The organism is Rhizobium leguminosarum, from assembly GCF_001679785.1.
Taxonomy (GTDB): Bacteria; Pseudomonadota; Alphaproteobacteria; order Rhizobiales; family Rhizobiaceae; genus Rhizobium; species Rhizobium leguminosarum_R.
This window is the reverse complement of sequence record NZ_CP016287.1, coordinates 568,444-592,565: the sequence shown is the minus strand read 5'-3', so window position 1 is coordinate 592,565 and position 24,122 is coordinate 568,444. Positions and strand designations below refer to the sequence as shown.

Annotated in this window: 17 protein-coding genes and 5 pseudogenes; 12 read left to right on the top strand and 10 right to left on the bottom strand. The window is 60.2% G+C overall.

Features of this window, described 5'->3' with window-relative positions:
- Positions 1 to 3: 3 nt before the first annotated feature.
- From BA011_RS27240 to BA011_RS27230, 3 genes are read left to right on the top strand one after another with little or no spacing between them, the layout of a single operon-like run.
- The gene (locus BA011_RS27240; protein WP_065283084.1) at positions 4 to 1,725 is read left to right on the top strand and encodes an ABC transporter ATP-binding protein; all 1,722 of its coding nucleotides are present in this window, start codon (positions 4 to 6) and stop codon (positions 1,723 to 1,725) included.
- Entirely contained in the window at positions 1,722 to 2,933 is a 1,212-nt protein-coding gene (locus tag BA011_RS27235) for a mandelate racemase/muconate lactonizing enzyme family protein (protein WP_065283083.1), read from the top strand. The genes BA011_RS27240 and BA011_RS27235 overlap by 4 nt, the downstream gene beginning before the upstream one ends.
- Positions 2,934 to 2,945: 12 nt before the next feature.
- Positions 2,946 to 4,133, top strand: coding sequence for a galactarate dehydratase (locus BA011_RS27230; protein WP_065283082.1), 1,188 nt, complete (start codon positions 2,946 to 2,948; stop codon positions 4,131 to 4,133).
- Positions 4,134 to 4,322: 189 nt separating this feature from the next.
- On the opposite strand, the pseudogene BA011_RS27225 reads toward BA011_RS27230, so the two are convergent.
- Positions 4,323 to 5,454: pseudogene (locus tag BA011_RS27225) on the bottom strand (IS5 family transposase).
- A 256-nt stretch (positions 5,455 to 5,710) separates the two neighbouring features.
- Here BA011_RS27225 and BA011_RS27220 point away from each other — a divergent pair.
- Both BA011_RS27220 and BA011_RS27215 read left to right on the top strand, forming a co-directional pair.
- Positions 5,711 to 6,139: pseudogene (locus BA011_RS27220) on the top strand (recombinase family protein); the annotation flags it as partial.
- Between the two features lie 11 nt (positions 6,140 to 6,150).
- Positions 6,151 to 6,429, top strand: coding sequence for a hypothetical protein (locus BA011_RS27215; protein WP_065283080.1), 279 nt, complete (start codon positions 6,151 to 6,153; stop codon positions 6,427 to 6,429).
- A 192-nt stretch (positions 6,430 to 6,621) separates the two neighbouring features.
- Here BA011_RS27215 and BA011_RS27210 read toward each other — a convergent pair whose 3' ends face one another.
- Together BA011_RS27210 and BA011_RS27205 are read right to left on the bottom strand one after the other, a co-directional pair.
- Positions 6,622 to 7,383, bottom strand: coding sequence for a class II aldolase and adducin N-terminal domain-containing protein (locus BA011_RS27210; protein WP_065283079.1), 762 nt, complete (start codon positions 7,381 to 7,383; stop codon positions 6,622 to 6,624).
- Entirely contained in the window at positions 7,380 to 8,519 is a 1,140-nt protein-coding gene (locus tag BA011_RS27205) for a TauD/TfdA family dioxygenase (protein WP_065283078.1), read from the bottom strand. The genes BA011_RS27210 and BA011_RS27205 overlap by 4 nt, the downstream gene beginning before the upstream one ends.
- A gap of 134 nt (positions 8,520 to 8,653) precedes the next feature.
- Between BA011_RS27205 and BA011_RS27200 the strand changes: the two genes are divergently transcribed.
- Both BA011_RS27200 and BA011_RS42335 read left to right on the top strand, forming a co-directional pair.
- Positions 8,654 to 9,550: a LysR substrate-binding domain-containing protein gene (locus BA011_RS27200; RefSeq protein ID WP_065283077.1), complete on the top strand. Its 897-nt coding sequence runs from the start codon at positions 8,654 to 8,656 to the stop codon at positions 9,548 to 9,550.
- A gap of 16 nt (positions 9,551 to 9,566) precedes the next feature.
- Positions 9,567 to 9,877, top strand: a pseudogene (locus BA011_RS42335) (Tn3 family transposase); the annotation flags it as partial.
- A gap of 2 nt (positions 9,878 to 9,879) precedes the next feature.
- Here the strand turns inward: BA011_RS42335 and BA011_RS42330 are convergent.
- From BA011_RS42330 to BA011_RS27165, 7 genes and pseudogenes are all read right to left on the bottom strand, one after another.
- Positions 9,880 to 9,990 (bottom strand): annotated as a pseudogene (locus tag BA011_RS42330) (ACP phosphodiesterase); the annotation flags it as partial.
- 84 nt (positions 9,991 to 10,074) lie between these two features.
- Positions 10,075 to 10,727 (bottom strand): annotated as a pseudogene (locus tag BA011_RS27190) (nitroreductase).
- 388 nt (positions 10,728 to 11,115) lie between these two features.
- Positions 11,116 to 11,469, bottom strand: a complete 354-nt coding sequence (locus tag BA011_RS27185; protein ID WP_065283075.1) for an ArsR/SmtB family transcription factor — start codon at positions 11,467 to 11,469, stop codon at positions 11,116 to 11,118.
- Positions 11,470 to 11,671: 202 nt separating this feature from the next.
- Complete coding sequence (locus tag BA011_RS27180) at positions 11,672 to 12,364, bottom strand: response regulator transcription factor (RefSeq protein WP_065283074.1); 693 nt, start codon at positions 12,362 to 12,364, stop codon at positions 11,672 to 11,674.
- Position 12,365: 1 nt separating this feature from the next.
- Positions 12,366 to 12,743 (bottom strand): response regulator, encoded by a 378-nt coding sequence (locus BA011_RS27175; RefSeq protein WP_003550117.1) that lies wholly within the window; start codon positions 12,741 to 12,743, stop codon positions 12,366 to 12,368.
- A gap of 2 nt (positions 12,744 to 12,745) precedes the next feature.
- Positions 12,746 to 13,387 carry a response regulator transcription factor gene (locus BA011_RS27170; RefSeq protein ID WP_065283073.1) on the bottom strand — a complete coding sequence of 214 codons (642 nt, stop codon included), beginning with the start codon at positions 13,385 to 13,387 and terminating at the stop codon, positions 12,746 to 12,748.
- Entirely contained in the window at positions 13,384 to 17,019 is a 3,636-nt protein-coding gene (locus BA011_RS27165) for a PAS domain-containing protein (RefSeq protein WP_065283072.1), read from the bottom strand. Before BA011_RS27165 ends, BA011_RS27170 begins: the two co-directional genes overlap by 4 nt.
- Before the next feature lie 351 nt (positions 17,020 to 17,370).
- Between BA011_RS27165 and BA011_RS27160 the strand changes: the two genes are divergently transcribed.
- The 5 genes from BA011_RS27160 to repC all read left to right on the top strand — a co-directional run bounded on the left by BA011_RS27160 (position 17,371) and on the right by repC (position 24,109).
- Positions 17,371 to 18,123 (top strand): SDR family oxidoreductase, encoded by a 753-nt coding sequence (locus BA011_RS27160; protein WP_065283071.1) that lies wholly within the window; start codon positions 17,371 to 17,373, stop codon positions 18,121 to 18,123.
- A 740-nt stretch (positions 18,124 to 18,863) separates the two neighbouring features.
- Positions 18,864 to 20,177, top strand: a complete 1,314-nt coding sequence (locus tag BA011_RS27155; protein ID WP_065283070.1) for a hypothetical protein — start codon at positions 18,864 to 18,866, stop codon at positions 20,175 to 20,177.
- 273 nt (positions 20,178 to 20,450) lie between these two features.
- Positions 20,451 to 21,644 (top strand): plasmid partitioning protein RepA, encoded by a 1,194-nt coding sequence (gene repA / locus BA011_RS27150; protein WP_017991335.1) that lies wholly within the window; start codon positions 20,451 to 20,453, stop codon positions 21,642 to 21,644.
- Positions 21,645 to 21,648: 4 nt separating this feature from the next.
- Positions 21,649 to 22,650 carry a plasmid partitioning protein RepB gene (repB, locus tag BA011_RS27145; protein ID WP_065283069.1) on the top strand — a complete coding sequence of 334 codons (1,002 nt, stop codon included), beginning with the start codon at positions 21,649 to 21,651 and terminating at the stop codon, positions 22,648 to 22,650.
- Between the two features lie 154 nt (positions 22,651 to 22,804).
- Positions 22,805 to 24,109, top strand: a complete 1,305-nt coding sequence (gene repC, locus BA011_RS27140; RefSeq protein WP_065283068.1) for a plasmid replication protein RepC — start codon at positions 22,805 to 22,807, stop codon at positions 24,107 to 24,109.
- The last annotated feature ends 13 nt before the right edge of the window (positions 24,110 to 24,122 follow it).

Sequence of the window (24,122 nt, the reverse complement as noted above, 5' to 3'; positions counted from 1 at the left end):
GGCATGACCGATATCCTTCCCATTGGCGGCAGGCCGCTGCTCCAGGTGAAAAATCTGACCGTCGAGTTCCCTCTGCGCACCGGCGTCTTTCGCGCCGTCAGCGATCTGTCTTTCTCGATCGAGCCGGGCAAGACGCTCTGTGTCGTCGGCGAAAGCGGATCCGGCAAGTCGGTGACGGCGCGTTCGATCCTGCAGATCGTCGATGCGCCTGGCCGCATATCCGGCGGATCGATCATGCTGAACGATCAGAACGGCGGCTCGATCGATCTGACCAGCCTCAATCCGCGCGGGCGTCAGATCCGAGCGATCCGCGGCCGCGACATCGCCATGATCTTCCAGGAGCCGATGTCGTCGCTGTCGCCGATCCACACGGTCGGCAACCAGATCGTCGAGGCGCTTCGCCTTCACACCCGGATGAGCAAGGCAGAGGCGCGCGCTGAAGCCATATCGCTGCTCAGCCAGGTCGAGATTCCCTCGCCGGAAAAAGCGCTGGACCGATATGCCTTTCAATATTCCGGCGGGATGCGCCAGCGCGCGATGATTGCCATGGCGCTCGCCTGCAAACCGCAGCTGCTGATCGCCGACGAGCCGACAACCGCCCTCGACGTGACGACCCAGGCCGAAATTCTCGACCTGATCGCCCGGCTGCAGAAGGCCAAGGGCATGGCCGTTCTCTTCATCACGCATGACATGGGTGTCGTGGCGCAGATCGCCGACGATGTGCTCGTCATGCACAACGGCGTCGCTAAGGAATATGCGCCGGTCGAGCAGATCTTCCATGCGCCGAAAGACGACTATACCCGCATGTTGATCGGCTCGGTGCTGAAGCTGGAAGCGAAGGCCGAAATCCGGCTGGCGCGCCCGCCGCTCGACACGACGGCGCCACCGATCCTCGAACTGCGCAATGTCTCGATGGATTTCGGCGAGGTGAAAGCGCTGGACGATGTTTCCATTTCGCTTCTGCCGGGCGAGACGCTCGGCATCGTCGGCGAAAGCGGATCCGGCAAGACGACAATGGGCCGCTCGATCATGCGATTGATCGATCCCACAGCCGGCGAAATCCTCTATCGCCGCGCCGACGGCGACATCATTGATCTGGCAACGGCAAAAGGGCAGACGCTTGCCGCCGCGCGGCGGGAATTGCGGATGGTTTTTCAGGATCCTTTCGGCTCCCTCAACCCGCGCATGACCGTCTCCCAGATCATCGGCGAGCCGCTGCTCGTCAATGGTGTCGCAAAGGGGCGGGCGCTGGAAGAGCGGGTTTGCCACCTGATGGAGCAGGTTGGCCTCGACCCGAGGGCACGCGAGCGCTACCCGCACGCATTCTCCGGCGGCCAGCGCCAGCGCATCGGCATCGCCCGTGCCATCACCCTCAATCCGCGCGTCATCGTTGCCGATGAGGCAACTTCGGCGCTCGACGTCTCGGTGCGCTCGCAAGTGCTCGATCTGTTGATGCGCCTGCAGGACGAACTCGGGCTCGCCTATATCTTCATCAGTCATGACATCGGCGTTATCCGCTACATGTGTGACCGTGTCGGCGTCATGTACAAAGGCCAGCTCGTTGAAATCGGCGACGCCGAGAAGGTCTGCCGCACACCCGAGCACGCCTATACGCAGGCGCTCATATCAGCGATTCCGCGCCCCGATCCGCGTGATCGCGATCAATCGCGGCGTTTCCGCTATGTCGCGCCGGACATTTTGAAGAATGGGAGTTTTCAGAGATGAAAATCACCGGGATCCGCACTTTTCTCATGCATGTCGGTCAGCCCGATCCCGCGAACTGGGCTTCCGACCAACGTTCCGGTGGTGGCGCCTCGAAACAGTTCGGCGGCACCAGAAATTGGCTCTTTCTGAAGATCGATACCGACGAGGGCATCACCGGCATCGGTGAATGCTCAGGCTGGCCGCGCGTCGTCGAGACGGCGATCCATGATATCGCCCCACTTCTCATCGGCGAAGATCCGGCCCATACCGAGCGGCTATGGCAGAAGATGCATATCGCGATGATGGGCCATGGCATGCTCGGAACGGTCGGAGGCGGTGCGATGACCGGGATCGACATGGCGCTATGGGACATCAAGGGCAAGGCGCTCGGCGTGCCCGTCTGGATGCTGCTCGGCGGCAAGGTGCGCGACCGGATCCCAATCTATTCGCATGCGAATACACCCGAGCGCGCGCTTGCCCTCAAGGAGCGCGGCATAAAGGCGATCAAGTGCGGCGGCGTCGCCGATCCGGTCAGCAAGGTCGCCGCCCTGCGTGAGGCCGTCGGCGACGACATGGACATCGCCATCGATCTGCATGGGCCGCCGTGGCTGACGCCTGCGGATGCCTGCCGGCTGGTTCGGGCGCTCGAACCCTATGAATTGATGTGGGTGGAAGATCCGATCGCGCCGGAGAATGTCGACGGCTACCGGCGCATCCGCGACGCATCGCATGTGCCGCTTGCCGCCGGCGAACGCTCGGCGACCATCTTTGGCGAGCGTGAGCTCATCGAGAAGGAACTGGTCGACGTGATCCAGCCGGATACCGGGCGGGCTGGCGGCATCACCCAGATGAAGAAGATCGCCGCCATGGCGGAAGCCCATCATATCCAGATGGCGCCGCATTCGGGCTCGCTCGGGCCGGTGGCGGAATATGCAGCTTTGCATCTGCTTGCAGCGATCCCCAACGCCCTCATCCTCGAGCGCCTCGACGACGACTGGGACGGCCGCCGCCAGACGATCGTGCCGCATCCGCAACAGGTCGACGGTTTGATCGCCGTTCCCGATGGCCCGGGACTTGGCTGCGATATCGACGAGGCCTTCGTGGCGCGCTTCCCCTGCGACGGCAATGTCTCGGTGCCGCAAAGCGCCGGCGCCTACAATCCCGGAACCGACAATGAGCATGTCTACGTCCAGACGCGCCTGTCGCGCCGCACCTATTTCAATCGCTAGAAGGACAGAAAGATGAAGATCGACCGCATGCGGGTATTCATGACCCGCGACAAGGACCGTCCCCGCGTGATCGTCGCGCTCGACACCGATGACGGGCTGACGGGTTGGGGCGAATGCTACAATCACGGCCCCGACAAAGCGCTTCCGCCGCTCTTGGATTATCTCTACGAATTTCTCTCCGGCCAGGACCCCACACGCGTGGAGTATCTCGTCAATCTGCTGATCCAGCAGAGCCGGTTTCCGCCGGGCGCGCTCGGCCTTGCCGCGATCTCGGCGCTCGATCACTGCCTGTGGGACCTTGCGGCCAAGGCGGTGAATGTCCCGGTCTACAAGCTGCTGGGTGGCGAGGTGCGCGACCGCATCAAGGTCTATGCCGGTGTCTATACCGCGCCGGATGCGCCGGCGGCGCGCGACGAGTTCGATCGTCTCAAGGAGGGGTGGGGGTTCACCGCCTTCAAGCTCAGCCCCTGGCGGATCGACATGCACTCTAATCGTTGGGGTAATGTCGTCAAAGCCTCGGCGGATTATTTCCGTTCGCTACGCGAAACGGTCAATGACGAATACGAAATCGCCTTCGATGCCCATGCGAAGATTTTCGAGCCGATCGCCGCTCGCCAGCTCGGCAATGCGCTGGCGCCTTATGATCCGCTGTTTTTCGAGGAGCCCCTGCGTCCTGAAAATATCGAGGCCTGGGGCGACCTGAAACAGGGGCTCAACTGCACGCTTGCGACCGGCGAGTCGCTCTATAACAGAAACGAGTTCCTGCGGCTGCTGCAGGTCAAGGGCGCCGACCTCATCCAGCCCGACATCTGCGTCGTCGGCGGCATCAGCGAAATGCGCCGCATCGCCACACTCGCCGAAGCCTTCTTCGTCGGGGTGGCGCCGCACAACCCGATGGGCCCGCTTGCCACGGCGGTCAACGTTCATTTTTCGGCGGCGGCACAGAATTTCCGCATCCTCGAATACCGGCTGCCGAAGGGACAGACCTATGTCTATGGCGGCCTCGATATCGAGAAGCGGGAGGGGGAAACCCGCTACGTCGTCGATCCCTATCTACCGAAGGACGGCTATCTGGAGCTGCGTCCCGACCGGCCGGGCTGGGGCGTCGAAATGGACGAGAAGGCGATGGAAGAGGAAGGCTACATCCACTGGCAGCGGCGCGTGCCGAAACGGCCCGACGGCTCCTACGCCTTCGCCTGAGGGCATTGCCCGCTTTAAAAAACAGGAGCTGGCCACCCGGATGGCGCGGCCAGCTCCCGCAGGGCGACGCTTCTAGCAGGCTGCTGAAATTGGCGCTACGTTGCCGCAATCGAGAGCTCTGGGTTCGATTTTTTGACGGATATCGGCCGGATTTGGGCTGACCGCAGGCAATACCCTGGTCATATTGGCCTATTCACCTCTCGCAAGACACACTTCGCCCGTCGATCCGATCAATTTCGGAAGACGAATGATGTTGTAGGCGGCAAGGGCGAAAGTGAAGACCGCCTCGACCTTGTCCAGTCCGCGCACCTTGAGCTGTGAGAGACCGCCGGTCGTCTTGACCCAGCCAAAGACTTCCTCGATCCGCTTGCGGCAACGCAGGCTGATCGCATAGCCGGCGCTTTGCGCCACCTGCGGCGGCACCGCCGTCTTGCGCACCTTGCCCGTCTTGCTCACCGTCCCGTTGATCGCCACATGCGGCACGATCTTGCGCGCCTTCAACTCTTCGACAAAGGCTTCCACGTCGTAGGCCTTGTCGGCACCCAACGTCACCCCTTCGCCGAGACCCTCGCTCAGTTTGGTGGCCGCCTCCCGCTCGGCCGTGCCGGTGGCATGCGTCACCGTACCGTCGACCACAAGTCCATTGCGGTTCTCCATCAGCGCATGCCCCAGACAGGCCAGCCGGCTCTCCTGGCCCTTGCTCTTACGATAGAGCCGGGCATCCGGGTCGGTGGTCGAGGCGTGCGTCTCGTTCGAGCGCTTCTCCTTGCGGAAGTCACGCTCGCCATTGCGCCCGCCCTCCGGTGGCTCGCCATGGTCGTCACCTGAGCCATCCTTGGCGCGAAAGCTCTTCATCGAGGCGAATGCCTTCAGCATCGTCCCGTCGACCGAGAAGTGCTCCGCGCTCAAAAGCTTCTTCACCGCCGCCTGCGCAAGCAGCGCCGACAGGAAGCCTTGCGCCACTTCCGTCGTCAGAACCCGGTCGCGATTATGCGTGAACACCGTCGGATGCCACACCGCATCATCGATCCCAAGACCCACGAACCAGCGGAACAACAGGTCGAACTCAAGCCGTTCCATCAATTGCCGCTCGGAGCGGATCGAATACAGCATCTGCAGCAGCACCGCCCGCAACAGCCGTTCCGGCGCGATCGACGGCCGACCCGTCTTGGCATAGAGCCCATCGAACGACCCATCCAGCGCCGCAAGCGATGCGTTCACCAACCGGAGCATCGCACGAAGCGGATGCCCCCGCCGGAACCCGTGCCTCAAGGTCAACATACGAAAACAGCGATCCCGTCCGCTCATCCCCGCCACGCATGCAAATCAATCCCCGCTGTTGCAACCACAGGGAATCATGGCTTCAACCCAAAAGCCAGAGGGTTTTGCAGCAGCCTGCTAGAGCATGATGCCGAAAAGTGTGAGCGGTTTTCGGGTGACATCATGCTCTAACTATATAATGTAGAACAGGATTCAGATTTTAGGCCGACCGGCCTAAAATCTGAATCCTGTTCTAGGCATCTTTCGGCAGCACTGAGCGAACCCTTGCGATGAAGACATGGAAGTCCCGCATGTAAGTGACCGAGCTTTCTCGATGGGGTCGCTCAACGATCGACCTCCTCAACACGCTGCGCGAACTGGAAACATGGAGAGTTTCCGTCATCGCCATGAACGGGATGGCATTCGATTTGTCGTCCCCACACGGCCGGATGCTGGCGACCTTTCTCTCGGGCATTGCCGAGTTCGAGCGTGATCTCATCAGTGAACGGGTCAAATCCGGTCTCGCCGCTGCAAAGGCACGCGGCAAGAAGCTCGGCCGTCAGACAGGAGAACGTCCCAAATCGGACAGGCTTGCGCCGAAGGTCATGGCCCTGACAGCTGAAGGCCGCAGTTATCGCTGGATCGCACGCGATCTCGGCATCAGCAAAAACACGGTCGCTGACATCGTAAAGCGTGAGAATACGGATGATTTAGCCGCACCGCCAGCCGGATCGACCACGCTATAGAGGAGCGCAAAATGCGAGTTGATGAAGACGGTCCTGCCGTGCCGTCGCCCAATCGGCACGGCTATGGTCGTGGCGATCCCATCGAGATGATCTACCAGAGCCTTGTATGTGAGCAGCACAAGCGAGGTTACGAGCTTGGCGGCGATCAGGCACAGCAACGAGTAGACGTACTCGCCTACTACGGAGGTGCGAGGCTGATGGCCACAGTGTTTGATGAATTGCACAACGCAGTGTTCATGCGGATGGGTGCAATGCCACTCGCTTTACTAGGCCTGCGAGTCAGGCGTTGACGATGAAAGATGTCGGTATCGTGCTATTTCCAGATCATGCACTCGACCAAAGGAGTGTTGAGACCCCTCTACAGACGTTAGGGCAAGCCAATCAAGGCACTCCCCGGACCGACATTCATGGCATTTCCTCTGCTGCAACCCACTCGGCACATCGTTGCTCAGTCCGTTTAAATTGACATCGTAGCACATGGCTTAATCCTTATACGACGGATCCGTTTTATCGAGTTCTGACTTCAGATAGTCAAAATGCCTCGCTGCCATCCCCTGGTAGGGTATCCATCCCGCGGCCGTCGCCGCCGCCACCTCATCCGAAAGCACCGCAAGCGGCTTGCCCGTAGAGAGCGTGAGGATCACGGTCTGGGCGGCTTTCTCGAAAAAATAGAGGTCTTCAAACGCATCGGCTACCGTAGGCCCGGCGATGGAAACGCCATGATTGCCCATAACCAGAACCGATTTACCCTTGATCATCTGCGCCAGGCGGACGCCCTCTTCCTCGGCGTCGGCAATACCGCCGAAGTCGAGATCGTACCCTATGCGGCCGAAAAACCGCGCCGTGTTGTTATCCAACGGCGGCATTGTCGGGTCCTTCAGGCAAGCAAGCGCGACGGCATAGGGTGAATGGCAGTGCAAGATGACGCGGGCTTCCGGCAGCATGCGATGTAAGGTTCCGTGCACCGTCCAGGCCGATGGATCAGGCGCATTGGGGCCGTTCATGACGTCGGCATCGTCCGCCTCCAGCAGGAGGAGATCGCTTGCCTTGATCGTCGCGAAATGCTGCCAACGAGGATTGAGCAGGAATTGGCGGCCGCTTGGAGAAACGGCCGCGCTAAAATGGTTTCCGACTGATTCACTCCACCCAAAGCGGTGGCATATGCGAAACGCTGCGGCCAGATCCTGCCGGAGCGCTGTCAGTACGGCAGGGTCGTAATCGTTCTTAATCGAAATTGCGTTCATGCCTTGAACCGTCCCTCGCTGACCAGTGCCCGGTACGTTGAACGCATTTCGGCCCGATCGCTATAGCAGCCGCGCAGATAGCGATCGCCGCTGCTGGCCGAATAGGCCATTCGGCCATGAACGATGCGGTGGTTGTCGAAAACCATGCACTCGCCGGCCTTCATCAGGAACCGCATCATGTACTTGTCGTCCTGAAGCATCCGACCGAAGCGGCAGAACGCCGGATAATAGCCATCGAGCACCGTCTGCGGCAGGTCGAAGATATCGGCCATATGCTGGCTGATCGTCAGTCCGGACACCTCGCCGTGCTGATCGAGTTCGATCACCCGCTGGCGCGAGCGCATGTCATAGGTATCGTGTTCACAGAAGAACGGGATATCGATCTCCGATAGAAGGCGGAAGCCTTCAGGGTCTGACTTTCGGAAGTCGTTGGCGACAGCGACGCCGTCAGAATAGATGCTCAGGCCGCCCTCGACCGTGTTGGCGCGGCAATGCAGGAACTGGATGCCAGGTGCAAATTCCTCGGCCGGCGTATCGGTGTGCAGTTCAAGGGCTTTGGCCGTATACGCCGTGTTCGTCGGATTGATGTGCGTCTTGACGTCGAAGTATTCGCCGAAAAACGTCGGGCGGACATGGCCCATCAGGCGCACGGTTTCGGTTAGCCCTTCGTCGCTATTTGGCATGTCCGTGACAATCGTCAACCCTTCGACGATCATTGCCCTGATCCATTCGGCGACCAGCTTACTGTCCTTCAGCAACTCCGGCTGGGAGAACCTTGAGACACCCGGATAGTGATCACTGAACCATGCTTTGCGTGGAATGTCGGCCGGGTCGGGTCTGCGCGTGCCGTCTGCATACGCCGAAAGCATCGCCAGCGGGTAGCGGGAGCTATGGTTTTCCTCTGCCCATGTGATCTCAAGGGATTCCCCTTCAACCGAGGCCGCTTCCGGTTTCGGAGGGGTTTCTCGATGGAAAATGTCGTACTGCCGTTCGCGGGTGACGCTGTCGAACGACGTCGGACAGTTATCCCTTAGCCAGTAGTAGTTGAAATATGCGGATCGACCGGATGCCAGGGGCACTTCAAGCCCGTTTTCCTTGAGCAGCAAGCCTTGCGACGGGGAAGCGTGAACGTTCATAACCGACCTTTCCGAGCTTATACTTTATTGCCTGCATTCAAGCTGAATGCGCTTCGAACTGGACGTTAATCGAAAAGATCGATATTGAAAATCTCGAAAAAACTATGATTTGTATAAGTAGGGTATTATAGAAAATGCGCCCTTTCCTGCCTCCGCTGCGGCTGTTAGCCGTCTTCGACGCGGTAACACGTTTAGGCAGCACGCAGCGAGCGGCAAGCGACCTGAATGTCACCCAGCCTGCAATAAGCCAGGCGGTGAAGGCCTTGGAGGATTATGTCGGCTTCCGGCTCTTCGACCGATCTACCCGACCAATCAGCCTGACGCCCGCTGGCGAGATCCTGAGGTCAGGCGTCGTTGAAGGGTTCGACCGCATTTCCAGCGCTATTGAGCGTGGGCGATCCCTTCACAGCTCCAGCGACAATGCCGTGACGGTTGCATGCACGGTTGGCACCGCCACCTATTGGCTGATGCCGCGTGTCGCGGAATTTTATCAGGAGTTTCCGGAAATCGCAGTCAATGTCCTCACCACGGTTGGCAGCCCGGACTTTATTCCGGGTGTCGACCTTTTGATCAGGTATGGCATAGGCAACTGGAACGATGGCGCCGGAATCAAGCTATTCGACGAGAAGGTCGTTCCCGTATTCAGCCCGGCATTGGCGCAACGCATTACGTCAAAAGACACCCTGCAGGCCGCCACCCTTCTGCACGTTGTCAGCTCGGACGCGACCTGGCTCACGTGGCGTGACTACTTCCAAATGACCGGCCTGCCGCAAAACCTCTCGCAAGGGCGCGTTTTCTCGAACTACGTGCAAGCCACACAGGCCGCGCTTTCGGGACAAGGGGTGATGCTTGGATGGGAATCCAACACCGGAGATCTTGTTCGAGAAGGCAGGCTCCTGGCGCTAGCTGACGCTGAGGTGTTTCCCAAAGAAGCCTTCTACCTGTTGAGAGCGGCGAGTGCGCAGTCGCATGCCTCGACCTTATTTACTGACTGGATCAAAGACCGAGTGCTCGTCGAGGCCAATCTTTAGACAACGGTGAAAGGGTATGCAGCGGCGTGCCCAAATCGGCCTCAACAAGGGCAAGGCCCATCACGCTCTTAAAATGCGCTGCGGATCAGTCGCCAGAGTGAAATCCGTGACCGAACCATCGAAGGCCAGCATTAACCCATCGCCGGACTCAATCCGCTCACCGCAATCATCTACTTGATCACCATCCATCTCTGCCATGTGATAGCAGAGCGCCGGAATGAAGGACTTGATGTGCCGCCCGAACTTCTGGCGCATATCGCTCCGCTGGGTTGGGCAGATATATTACTAACCGGCGAATATCTCTGGCACAACGTCGTAAGCGCTTAGAGTGTCATTTCGCCCCGAGCCGAAACCGACCCCACCAACGCCTTGGCGAGCTTGCGGTTGATCGAGCCCTTGGCGAGGCTGCCGATGAGATAGCCTACTTTATGCGTGGTCATGGCGTTCTCCAATATCTCGCATGATAAGGGACGTATCATACGCAAGAATCATAGAAGGGGTGTCTTGTCCTTTATCGCAGGTCACTAATCGCCGAGGAAGGTGACCGTCTCGCCGAGCGGGGCGCGGCCTGTACGGGCGTAACTGACCGTGGGATCCTCGTAGCCGATCGACATGCCGCAGAAGAGGATGAGCCCGTCCGGGGGATAGTACCTCTGCGACGGTCTCGCGAACCTGCGACCACGCCATCTGCGGGCAACTGTGCAGACCTTCGGCGCGGAGCAGCAGCATGATTGTCTGCAGATACATGCCGACGTCGGCCCATTGGGGTAGGCCCAGGTCACGGTCGATGTAGCAGAACAGGGCGGCGGGCGCGCCGAAACAGTTCCAGTTGGCGATTGCTGCCCGCTGGCGCGCTTCCCAGTCCTCGCGCGCAATGCCGAGCGCGCTGTAGCGCTCCTTGCCGAAGGCGGACCGGCGCTCGCCGTAGGGGGGCTTCAGCCCGGCCGGGTACATCTCGTACTGCCGCTTGTCCCAGGCGTCGCCATGGGCCACGCGCTCGACGGCGGACGTCTTGAGCTCTGCCAGCGGTGCGCCGGTCATCACGTAGGTGTTCCAAGGCTGGATGTTCGATCCTGACGGCGACCAAGCTGCGGCGGACAGCACACGCTCAAGCACCTCCCTCTCCACAGGCTCCGCGCACCGACCGTCGGCTTTTGACTGCCTCATATACGTCCATGATCGCCTCCATGGCGCTGGCCGTTGGTTACGTCCATACTCATGGCCGCTTCCTCCTGACTGTTCCGTTCCTGATGTGGTTCATTATCTCCATTCGCAATGGAGGCGTAATCACACCGTGGTCTAGGGGGCGTACATCAAACGTACATCAGGGATCGATGCGTTCGGGGGCATGTGGGCGAAGCATCGCGGGACTCCCGCGCCACGGGCATCCCGGCCTGGAATGACGCCCCGGAACGGCCTCAGCTTGGCGCTTACGCTCAAGCCGCAGTCATCTTTTTCGCCGTCTTCGCCATTGCGCTGCTCTTCGTTGCCGCGGCGCCGATCCCGAGTTGCCCACAAGATCATGCTCCAATCATGAGTCGCAAGAGCAACGCTTCGTCGTTTCGTCAGGTGCCTACGGCTTGGACGCGTTCCACTGGGGAGCGAGGGTGCCATCCGAAGATGTCGGCGAGCGTATCGAGCATCGCCGTGGCTGCGGCGGATTGAAGTGAATAGTAGATCGTCTGGGCAGCCCTTCGCGTTTGCACGAGGTCCTGCTCTCGAAGAATTGCCAAATGCTGGGAAGTCGAAGATTGGCTCAATCCCACCTCGTCGGCCAGGACGCTCACGGACATTTCTCCTTCGGCCAACAGATGCAGAATGTGAAGCCGTTTGGCATTCCCCATGGCCGACAGGAAGTTTGCTTCGTTGTCGAAGGCGTTGGTTTCAGGGGAAGGCGCGGCTGACGATTGATTGTTCAAAGCGAGATCTCCTTTGGGGAACCAAAGCCGGGTACCTGGTCATATCCCCGAGCTTTAATTTAGAGATAACGCATGGGTGCGGTGCCGAAACCCATTATCGGCGCCGCATCGTCTTTTCCGGCGCGAATCGGATACGGCGCGCATCAAATGGACAGCGGCGGCAGATCATGTTCGAGGCAGGCCGGCATCCTTCGCCTATAAGCTAGCGCGGACCGACCTGGCGCATTTGTGGGGGCAGTGTTTCCCAGGCCCGGATCAGTTCGCCGATGGAGGCCGCCTCCATCTTGTGCATGACATTGCTGCGATGCAGCTTGACCGTCACCTCGCTGATGCCGAGGTCGAAGGCGATCTGCTTGTTGAGGCGGCCGCGCGCCACTTCATGCAGGACTTCACGCTCGCGCTGCGTCAGTGTCTCCAGGCGTTTGATATTGCGCTTGGTGATCGCCGCTTCGGCTCGTCGCTCGGCATCCATCGCAATGCCGGCAGTCACGGCGTCGAGCAGGGTCTGGTCTCTCACCGGTTTGGTGAGGAAATCCACGGCGCCGGCCTTCATCGCCTGGACGGTCATCGGGATGTCGCCATGCCCGGTCAGGAAGATGATCGGCTTGGAAATGCCGTTTTCGGCCAGATGGCTCTGCAGGTGAAGACCGCTTGCGCCTGGCATACGCACGTCGAGGATCAGGCAGCCGGGGCTATCCAATATATCGGCGTCAAGCAGTTCTCGGGTCGAAGCAAAACTGGTCGATTGGAAACCCGCCGACAGGATCAGCTCCGATAGCGCCTCGCGAACGGAGGCGTCGTCATCGACGATAATGACGAGCGGCTGGTTCTCTTCATAACTGTACTGCAATGATAACGGCGCCGATCTCCGCAGCAACGGCTGGTCAACTCTCATGTCACCCTCCATCTGTCGATTTATGCAAAGCGTTGGCAATGGCCGCCAGCAGGGCCTGGGCATCGAAGGGCTTGCGGAAAAATCCGCTCGCGCCTTGAGCGCGTCCCTGATCCGCTATCTCGTGGCGGCCCGTGATCATGAATACCGGCAGCTCCGGACGCGACTTCCTCACGAGGTCACGAAGTTCGAAGCCGTCGATGCCAGGCATTCCGATATCGGTGATGAGCAGGTCGAGGTCCGACAGCCCGTTGACGAGCAGCGAGCCCGCCGATGAGAAGCTGCGGGCCACATAGCCCGCCGATTCCAGAAGGTCGCCCATCGATTCAAGCAACCTTGGATCGTCATCTACAATTGCCACGACATGTCTTGTCTTGTTCATCTTCAATTCCCTCCCACTCTGCGCGAGTGGGTTATCGGTATTTCCAATCTCTCCGCGATCCGCACCAGATCGGCGAGTGATGCCGCGGCCATTTTCTGCATCACGTTTCTTCTGTGGATCTGCAGCGTGACTTCGCTGATCCCCAGTTCGGCTGCGGCCTGCTTGTTGAGAAGGCCGCTGACGACGAGCGGCAGCACCTCGCGCTCGCGCGGCGTCAGGTCGAGATAGTGTTGTCTGAGCATGTCGATCTCGGCGCGCTCGGCTCTCTTTTCCCGATCCTGAGCAATCGCCGCGTGGATTGCCGCCATCAGATCCGCATCGCTGAACGGCTTGGTCAGGAAGTCCACCGCGCCATGCTTGATCGCACGCACCGAGGAGGGAATGTCGCCGTGTCCGGTAATGAAGACGATCGGCGGATGATCCCTGTCGGCGATCTGTCTCTGCAGATCGAGACCGTTGATGTCAGGCAGCTCGATATCCAGCACGAGGCAGGCGGGCACGTGCGGCTTGTCCGCTCTCACGTAGTCGCAGGCCGATTCGAAGGCGACGGCGTGCATGCCGTGCGAGTCCAGCAGCTCGACGAGCGCTTCCCGGATACGTTCATCGTCGTCGACGATGAAGACGATATGGTCGTCGGCCGTCATAGCGCCGCTTTCGTTTCAAGAGGCAATGTGAAGATCAACGTCGCTCCGCACGGATTGTTCTTCTCGGCCCACAATCGTCCGCCGTGCAGTTCGACGATCGAGCGGCAGATGGCCAGCCCCATGCCCATGCCGTTTTCCTTCGTCGTGAAGAACGGCTCGAACATCTTTTCGGGAGAATCGATGCCCTGGCCGCGATCGCTGATCTCGGTCTGGAGGATATTCCCGATCTGGCGCACGCGGATTTCGATGACCCTGTCGCCTGTCGTGGCGTCCATTGCCTCGATGCCGTTGCGGATGAGATTGATTAGCACCTGCTGGATCTGGACGCGGTCGATTGCGATGAGCGGAAGGGTGGCGTCGACCTCCACTTCCATCCGAACGTGACGTCGCCAGGCCTCGTCGGCCATGAGGTTGCGCGCTTCGTTGACGATGCCGGAGAGCGTCGATGGGGTCCTCCTGTCTACGGATTGCTTGAACAGAGCGCGAATGCGGCTGACGACATCCGCTGCCGAGTTGGCATCCCGGATGATGCGCTCGACCGTCCTCTGTGCCCGCTCCATATTCGGCGGCTCGGCCATGAGCCAGCGCTGGCAGGCGTGTGAGTTGGCCACGACGGCCGCGAGCGGCTGGTTCACCTCGTGCGCGATGGAGGCTGAAAGCTCGGCCAGGCTCGCCACTTGGCTCGCCCGTGCAAGACCCTCTCGCGCCCGACGCAGATCTTCTTCCGCGTGAACCTCACCGTCGATATCAAGGCAGATGACATTCCACTGGACGATGACGCCTTCAGCATTGCGCATCGGTGCCGCACGCGTCTCGACCCAGCGATATTCACCATCATGGCGCCGCAGACGGTGCCTACGCGCATAGGGCTCGCCAGTGGATAAGGAATGGGCATAGTTTTCTTTGACCCCTGCCACATCGTCGGGATGAACACCGGCGTCAAGTGTGCCGTCCAGCCGGGTTTTGCCCGTTCCATCCAACTCTTCGAGATTATAGCCGAGGAAGTCGCGCAGTTGCTGGCTGCGATAGATCGGTTCTCCATCAGGTGCTGCGCAATCGATCATTGCCGGCAGCGTTTCAACGAGCTGCCAGAGCGATCGTTCTCTCTCCCGCAGTGCCTCCTCGACGCGCAATTGATCGTCGATGTCATGCGAGAGGCCGTACCACTGAACGATCCGTCCATTATCATCCCGCAGCGGCTCCGCGCTGCCTTTCACCCAGCGATAGACACCGTCGGCGCGCCGCAGGCGATATTGGCTGGAGAAGCGCTCCCCGGTGGCGAGAGAATGGTTGAGCGCTTGCTCCAGGCCGGCGGCATCGTCGGGATGGACTGCGGCCTCGATGAGCGCCGCCAGCCGGCTGACGCCCGGCTTTTCCATATCGGCGATATCGAGACCGAGAAAATCGATCAGGCGCTGGTTGAAGAAGGTCGGAGCGCCTTCTGGATTGAGCCGCCAGAGCAGGCTCGGAACCATGTCCACGAGTTGGGAAAGCTCCCGCTCCCGGTCGCGCAGCGCTTCCTGCGCGCGCATCTCATCGTCGATGTCGACGGATATGACATACCATTGCACGATCGCGCCGCTTTGATCGCGTAGCGGCTCGGCTCGGCCATCGACCCAGCGATAGGCTCCGTCGAAACGGCGCATGCGATATTTTATCGAGAAGGGATCGCCGCTGGCGAGGGAATGATGAACCGTCTCGAGCAACCTCGATGCATCATCGGGATGGACGAGGGTGTGGATGACCGAGGAGAGGCGGCTCATGCCGGGCTTGTCCATATCGCCAACATCGAGACCGAAAAAGTCGATGAGGCGCTTGTTGAAGAAGACCGGTTCGCCTTCTGGCGTCAGGCGCCTGATCTGGGCCGGGACCATGTCCACGAGCTGCGACAGCTCGCGTTCGCGGTCGCGCAGCGCCTCCAGCGCGCGCACCTCCTCGTCAATATCGAGCGAGACGCCGTACCATTGCACGACCGCTCCGTCGTCATCGCGGCGCGGCTCCACCCTGCATTCGGCCCAGCGGTAGACGCCATCCTTTTCAAGCCAGCGAAACCGCATGGTGGAGCCGCTGCCGGCTTCGAAACAATTGCGCAGCGTGCGCTGCACGCCGGACGCATCCTCAGGATGGACCAACTGCTGCAGCAGTTCGTCGATGCGCGGTTCGGCCCGCGCGTCAAAATTGGCGATGACGGCACGGAAATGATCCTGGTAGCGTTTGTTGAAGTAGATCGATCCGCCTGTCGGTTCCACGCTCCATATGCGAACCGGCACGGCATCGATCATCTGCTGAAGCTGCCGTTCGCTTCGCCGAATGGCCTCTTCGGCACGCATCTGATCGTCGATATCGTGACAAAGGCCGTACCACTGGACGATGTTTCCGGCGTGATCGCGCATCGGCTCGGCGCGGCTCGACATCCAGCGATAGAGACCGTCGGCGCGCCGCAGCCGATACCGCATGACGAAGCTCTCGCCGGTGGCGAGGCAATGGCGAAGGGTGTCCCTGAACCCGGTTGCGTCATCGGGATGAACGGTGGCCTGCAGGACCGCCTCCAGCCGGCTCATGCCCGGCCTGTCCGAGTCCGCAACGTCAAGACCGAGGAAATCGACCATCCGCCTATTGAAGAAGGTCGGCTCGCCGTCGGGCGTCAGACGCCAGACGTGACTCGGCACCATGTCCACGAGCTGCGAGAGTTCCCGCTCCCGGTCGCGTAACGTCTCCACGCTTTGGCGCAGTGTGAGCACTGCCAGCTGGTGCTGCCGGGATATGGCGGCAACGATGAGCGCCGAAAATGCCGAAATGGCCAGAAACAGCTGCAGCATGATCTGCTTGTGTTTCTGGGATTCGGGATCACCGGCAAATTGGCTGGCGCCTGTTATCGTGAATACCGCCGTGATTAGAGCAAGCAGGGCGAGCGATACGGCAGCACCCTTGAACTCGAAGCGGACCGCGGCCCAAAGAAGAGGCGGCATGATGATATAGGCGAAGGGAAGGTAGCCGCTCAGCGACAGAGCTGCGACACCGAGAAAGATCAGCCCCAGGACGCAGGCTTCCACCCATTGCGCGGTCGAGAACTGCGTCTTGCTGCGCCAGCTGTGAAAGAGCACCAAGGCCAGCGGTGTCACGATGAGGACACCGGTTGCGTCTCCGATCCACCATAGCGGCCAGGCCGTCGCGAAGGATTGCGATTGAATCGCGAACCAGGCAAGCGTGGCACTTCCCACGGTCGCGCTCACGATCGGTGCAATTCCGGCAGCCAGGATGACGAATGTGAGAACTTCCTGCAGAGTTTCCAACTGAACCGGGTGCTTCAAGGTCCGGTTTACCAGCCATGCCGCGACCATTGCTCCTAGAGCGTTGCCGACATAGATCAGGAAGGCCGCGGGCACGGGGCTGTAGAACCACAGGAAATTGCTGAACATTTCTGCCAGGCAGCCCGCCAGGATCCACCATGGCCAGCTGCGCCTGGAGGCGAGGATGAGGGTCGCGACGAAAAGCCCGCCCGGAGGCCAGATGGAAATACCCGTTCCCGGCACTATTGCCAGCGACTGTGCGAAGCCGCAGGCGAGCACATAGGCGAGGAAGAAAAGCCCCAGATGCAGGAATCGGGGACGGTGCGACCAGACGCTCAGCATCAACTGCTCCTGCCGGACAGAGAGAACCGGGGGATCGTCAGCATTTCTTCCAGCAGTTGTTCTCGATTTTGGGGCTGGCGAGCTCATGTTGCGAAGCGTAATCCCGCCGCACCACAACCGCAACTCATGGAAACCCATGCATTGCGCGGAAATGTAGCCGGAATTTTCGGGCGAACGACGGATCGGAAGACTGTTCTGTTTTCCCGATGGCGCATCCTAGACTTCAGGCTGGTTCCGCTATGTCCTACGGCTGGGGCGTCAGACCTCAGGCACGATGGAAGGCGCGGGGCTTTCCGGTCATTGTCGATCCGCGTGAGGCTTTGCAAACGAGATGCAACAGAGGATCCCGATATGAAAGTCACGGTGGTGGGAGCAAGCGGTCTCATCGGAGCGCGGCTCAGCGAGAAGCTGCGCCGCTCGGGCCATGACGTCACGGCCGCATCATTGTCGCTGGGCGTCGATACGGTGACCGGCAAGGGTCTGGACGTGGCGATGGCGGGAACCGAAATCGTCGTTGACGTAACCAATGCCGCATCGTTCGGTGACAGTTCGGCGTTCGATTTCTTCAAGGCGTCGACGAAGAACTTGCTCGCGGCTGCGGCGGAAGCCGGCGTCCGGCACTATCTCGCACTCTCGGTCGTTGGCACGCCGCGCCTCGTGGAGAGCGACTATTTACGCGCGAAAATGGTCCAGGAAAATCTCATCCGGGCTTCAGGTCGACCCTACACGATCCTCCGCTCCACGCAATTTTACGAGTTCATAAACGGGTTGATCGACATCGGGGCTGAAGGCAATGTCTTTCGGTTGCCATCGGCCTTCATGAGGCCGGTCGCAGCCGGGGATGTCGCCGCATTCCTGGCGGAACTGGCAGCCGGCGCTCCCGCGGGCGATGTCGTCGAAATCGGCGGCCCGGAGCAGTTCGGCATCGATGAAATCGCCCGGATCTATCTCGCCGCAAACGAAGACGAACGCCAGGTGATAACCGATCGATCCACGTCATATTTCGGTGTCGAACTGACCGACGACGCCCTGATTCCCGGCGCTGGTGCGCGCGTGGCGCACCAGACGCTTTCCGACTGGCTCTACCAATCGATGGGGGAGTAGGCCGTGCGGCTTTTCTTCCGGCCGGTAGGAGACTTAAAATCGACCCGCCACAGAACTTTCATCCGGCTGCGACTAGAACCCTCAAAGGCTCACCACAATCTTTAAATCGAGATGAACGGGGGTTTCGAGGCTTGCCTCCTGAAAGATTGGCGGCGGGTACGATAATGAGCGAGCATATTCCGTGTCGGTTGAGCAGCGTTTAACCCAGCCGCCTAGATCAGTGCTTCGGGGATGCCCCAAGGTTGACAAAAAGACATCCATTGCCGATCTCTATCTGGGTCAGAAGGTCGGCCCTTACCTCTTCGCCAACAACCGCCTTTATGTGCCGCCACTTTTGGCTCTTCGGATGTGCGGGCACCGGTACGCCTTCTCGCAAGAACAGCGTTACTTCAGGAGCTTCATCTGATTTGTAGATGCAAATTCTCACCGGCTCACATCCCTGTTAACAGCAAATATTGTGCACTGCAAAACAAGGGATGGCAAACATTCATTTGCCGGGTAAGTCAACGTTGGGCCGGTGTAGACCCGTGATCCTGAGGCGCACTCTGCCGCCCGATGCTGAGGACGGCGTCCGTCGGAAGGTCGAGGGGCGCGACGCCGGAGGTTCGGATGTTTTCACCTAAGTCGCCGGGGTTCGTCACCTCGAAGCATTCAAGAAACCTTTATGAAGCTCAGGGTTGAACTAGTTGCACCCCGCTCCAAATCCCGGCGGCAGCAATCGAAAAGGAGGGGAGGCGTACATGGGCAACGCACAGATCGATCGGGTCGGTCGGGTGAGATCAGGCTTGGGTTTCATTCTCGTCCTCGTTTCCCTACTGTCCAGCCCTCAATCCTTCGCCGCACCCGCCGATATCGGCGGTCTGACGGTGACCCTGCCCGATGCCGCGTCCGGCTGGAGGAAGGCCGGCAAGGGCAATCTCTTCATGCTGCAGAAGGATTTTCCGGAAACGGAGGACGACAAGCGCGGCAGTGCTCTGATTCAGATCACCAAGCCGCTCCCGGCAACGCGCAATTCCCTGCAGGCCGGCATGAAGACCTTCGTCGCGACATTGCCCGACATGGCGAAGGAAGATATCCTGATCAAGCATTACGGGGTCACGGTGAACGGCTACGATATCCGCGTGGAAGAACGCTGCTGCGTTCATCAGAAGAACGTCAGTATCAGCCAGATCGTCGTCGGCATCGCCGGCGACAAGCGGCAGGCTTATCTGCAGTTCGTGCTGCTGAATGTGAACGGTGACAGAAGCAGTAGCGCGGAGGCCGATTTCGCAACCCTCGTGCGCTCGGTGAAGCTTGATCCTTCCGACAAGGATTTCGATCTCGTGCCGGCGAGCGACGACGGCGGGCTGGACGGAGTCTTCACCCATCTCGATACCGGACTCCGGCCGAACGTCTTCGGCGGCATGGATTTCTATTCGGACAGCACGATCACCATGTTCGATCCGAAGGGCCTGTTCAGCACGGAGCTGCCGAAGGGCGGCCGGAGCATTGCCGAACATTGCAGGGACATCCCGACCGATTGCGGCCTCTACAAACTTGCCGGCGGCGGTTTCTTCTCATCCGCCGGGTCGATCGAAATGCGCAGCGTCACCTCTGCCTACGGCACGATCGAGATCGAGACGAAACCGTTCTCGAAAAAGGGCGAAGACCTGGTGATTGCCGACGCGGACCACCGCGCCGTGCCGCCGTTTGATGAGGGCACGACGCTCGACGGCGAATGGGTATCCACCTTCGCCTCGAGCGGCATGACCGCGACCTCATCGGGATCGGTGGCGTCCAGCCATACGCTGACGCTTCATCGAAACGGTACCTTCGAACGCACGGGCTGGTCCGGCGCCTCGATGACGAACGAAATCGGCGGATCGCAATCGGGCGTCACCACGTCAAGCAACCGGCCGGGCGCAAGCGGACGCTACAAGCTTTCCGGCTATCGCCTCGATCTGACCGACGCCAGCGGTAGGACCGAGACCATGAGCATATTCGAACCCGACAAAGGTTCCGACGGGCTTCTGGTGATCAACGGCAACAACTACCTGAAGGACAATGAGAAATAGAGATGCAGAGCCTAAGCTATTGATAAATATTGCTTATAAGGCGGCGTGATTGACCTCCCGGTCGGCTGGAAAGTCACCGTAGTTATCAGTCACTTCGAGTCATCGGCAATGCGCGAATCACTTGAAATCTGGCTCATGTCGCCAGCCGTCTCGGCGGGCTGAAAAGGGCGGTTTGGTTAAGCATTTGTAAATTGGTAACGAATCGAGGCATATAGTAACTGCGCAACTGAAGCGCTTTCGTTCAAAATTGCGCAGTTACCTGGGAAAAAGATCATGCAGCCGAGCCTTGCTCTTCAGGACGATCAAGAGCATCTCCCGTCGCTTCTGGCAACAGATGCGAAGGAGTTATCCTATCAACTTCAGCAGCATCAGGCAAAAATCTTTCCCCCGCTCTCGCAAAAGACCATCAGAACATTTTCGCCGGCGGAAGCTGCGGCCTTCATCGGTATCGGCGAAGGTTATCTCCGCCAGGTGGCCGCCGACGGCCATGGGCCCGATCCGCTTGCAAACGGACGGCGGCTTTACAGTGCAACGGACATGGACCGGATTCGCCGGGTCCTCGACGAGCGAAACGGAACGCCGAAATATGTACCGGCCCGCAGGCCGGGCGAAAAGCTCCAGATCGTCTCGGTCATGAATTTCAAGGGTGGCTCGGGCAAGACCACCACCGCGGCCCATCTGGCGCAGTTCATGGCGCTCAGGGGCTACCGCGTGCTCGCCGTCGACCTCGATCCGCAGGCCTCCTTGTCCGCCTTGTTCGGCCACCAGCCGGAGTTCGACGTCGGAGAGGGCGAAACGATCTACGGTGCGATCCGATATGAGGAGCCGCGCCCCATCGCCGACATCGTGCGCGCCACCTACACGCCCAATCTGCATCTCATTCCGGGCAATCTCGAGCTGATGGAATTCGAGCACGAGACGCCGAAGGCGATGGCGTCGGGTACGGCGGAGACGATGTTCTTTGCCCGCATCGGCGAGGTCCTGACGGAGATCGAAAGCCTTTACGATGTCGTGGTTATCGACTGCCCGCCGCAGCTGGGGTTCCTGACGATGTCGGCGCTCTGCGCGGCCACCTCGGTCTTGATCACGGTCCACCCGCAGATGCTTGATGTGATGTCGATGTCGCAGTTTCTGACGATGACGAGTGAGCTGATGTCGGTCGTGGAAAAGGCCGGCGGGCGTACCAGCTATGACTGGATGCGCTATCTCGTGACCCGGTTCGAGCCGAACGACGGACCGCAAAGCCAGATGACCGGCTTCATGCGGGCGATCTTCGGCAATCGAATGCTCCACAACGCCATGGTGAAGTCGACGGCGGTCGCCGACGCCGGCGTCACCAAGCAGACACTCTACGAGGTCGAGCGGTCGCAGTTCACACGCGGAACCTACGATCGGGCTCTGGAGTCCCTCAACCTCGTGAACGGCGAGATCGAGGCGCATATTCGCTCGACCTGGGGGAGGAAATAGATAGATGGCGCGCAAGAACCTCATCGAAATCTCCGCTCCGAACCCGGCAAGGGCGGAAGCCGTCGCACCGCGCGACAATCGCCCCATCGCCGGATTCGTGCCGCAGGAGCGCAGTGCCGCGCCGGTCGGCGGCATTACCAAGACGCTTGGCAACATTACCGAGAAAATGGAGCGGGCAAGTGAGCTGGAACGGCAGTTGGCCACCGGCCAGACTATCGTCGAACTCGATCCCGGACTGATCGACGCTTCCTTCGTCAGCGATCGATTGGCGATCGATGCGACCGAACTCGCGCAGCTTGTCGAGCAGATCCGCGAGCACGGGCAACAGGTTCCGATCCTTGTCCGCCCGCATCCCGAAACCAGGGGACGCTATCAGGTCGCTTACGGCCATCGACGCCTGGCGGCCACCCGAGAAATCGGCATCCGGGTGCGTGCTGTCGTTCGCGATCTCACCGACGGTCAGCTGGTCGTCAGCCAGGGACAGGAAAACAGCGCTCGAACCAATCTCTCTTACATCGAGCGCGCGCTCTTCGCATCGCGGCTCGAGGAACGCAGCTTTGGCCGCGATGTCATCATGGCGGCCCTCGGTGTGGACAAGGCGGCGCTGTCGAGAATGCTGATCGTCATACGACAGGTCCCCCTTGATCTCGTCAACGCCATAGGTGCGGCACCTGATATCGGCCGCCGGCGATGGTTGGAACTGGGCGAGCGGCTTGAGAAAGCCGATGTTGAGAAGATCATCGCGGAGTTGTCCGCGGACGACGCGCGCAAAATTTCGAGCGACGAGCGGTTTCACCGGGCACTCGTTCTGGCAACGAAGAAGACGGCCGCGCCGAAGCCGGCGGTGGCCAAAACCCAGGTTAGTGGCGTGCCTGTCATGATCAAGAAGACAGCATCCGGTGCGACCTTCGTCTTCGACGGCAAGACCGCGCCCGGTTTCGATCAATTCGTCCAGGAAAGGCTGAAGGGCCTATTCCAGGAGTTCAACAAGGACAGAGGAGCGTAGCGCGCAAAAGAAAAAGGCCCCCAACGACGCCGTCGTGGAAGCCCTTCTCAGATCTTAAGCACATCGAGAATCGCATTTCCACGAATCACAGTCAAGCGTCTTAGGCACCAAATTGGTGGATGGTTTTCTTTTGCCTGAACGAAGGTGAAGGCAAATGGAGAGTGGATATGTGACGACGCCCTTCGGGCGGCGGCCGATGTCGCTTGGCATGCTGGCAAGCCAGCAACTGGCCGAGACCATCGAGCCGGGGATGAAACGCAGCAAATGGAAGCTGTTCAGGGCGATCTGCGAAGCACGGCCGGCGCTTGGCGTCACCGATCGGGCGCTGACGGTGCTCGACGCGCTTTTGACCTTCTACCCTGACGACGAAATCTCCGAGGAAAAGGGACTGATCGTCTTCCCGTCGAATGCGCAGCTTTCGTTGCGCGCTCGCGGCATGACCCCAGCCACCCTCAGGCGGCATCTTGCCGTTCTGGTCGAGGCCGGCCTGATCCTGCGCAAGGACAGCCCGAATGGAAAGCGCTATGCGCGCCGCGACAGGGCAGGTGCCATCGGCGAGGCCTTCGGCTTCAGCGTCGCACCGCTTCTGGCCCGTGCTGTCGAAATCGAAAGCCTGGCCGCCCAGGCGGTTGCCGACCGGGAGCTGTTACGGGTGACAAGGGAACGACTGACGGTGTGCCGGCGCGACATTTCCAAACTGATCGCGGCGGCGCTCGAAGAAGGGGTTTCCGGTAATTGGGAAGGCATTTCGGCGATGTTTCGAGCGCTTCTTGCTCGAATTCCACGTGTGGCGACCGCCGAAGACCTCGCACCGTTGCTCGACGAGATGGGGCTGCTGCGTGCTGAGATCGTCAACATGCTGGAAAGACGGATAAAAGCAAAAAAAATAGACGCCAATGAGTCTCAACTTGAGCATCACAAACAGAATTCAAAACCCAACTCCCTTTATGAACTTGAACCAAGCTTCGAAACGAAGCAGGGCGAAAAGGCAGCGGCCGATAACGACCCGAACGCCGGGCCGTCGGACGAACGAAGATTGAAACAGCAAAAGCCTTCCGGCGGGATGAGCAACAGGGCGGGGGGCGCGGCCGATCCGGGCGCCGGACCAGGCCTGAAATCCTTCCCGCTCGGCCTCGTCCTCCAGGCTTGCCCCAGTATTCTCGATTACGGGCCTGGCGGAAACATCGGCAATTGGCGAGACCTGATGTCGGCCGCCGTCGTCGTGCGCTCGATGCTCGGCGTCAGTCCCTCGGCCTATGAGGAAGCCTGCTCGGGCATGGGGCCGGAAAACGCCGCAACCGTGATCGCTTGCATCCTGGAAAGGGGAGGGCACATCAACTCGCCCGGCGGTTATCTCAGAGATCTGACCCGAAGGACCGAGAGGGGCGAATTTGCGATCGGCCCGATGCTGATGGCGCTCGTGCGAACGAACGGGCCGACAGCGAGGCATGCCAGTTGATCGTGAGAAAGCG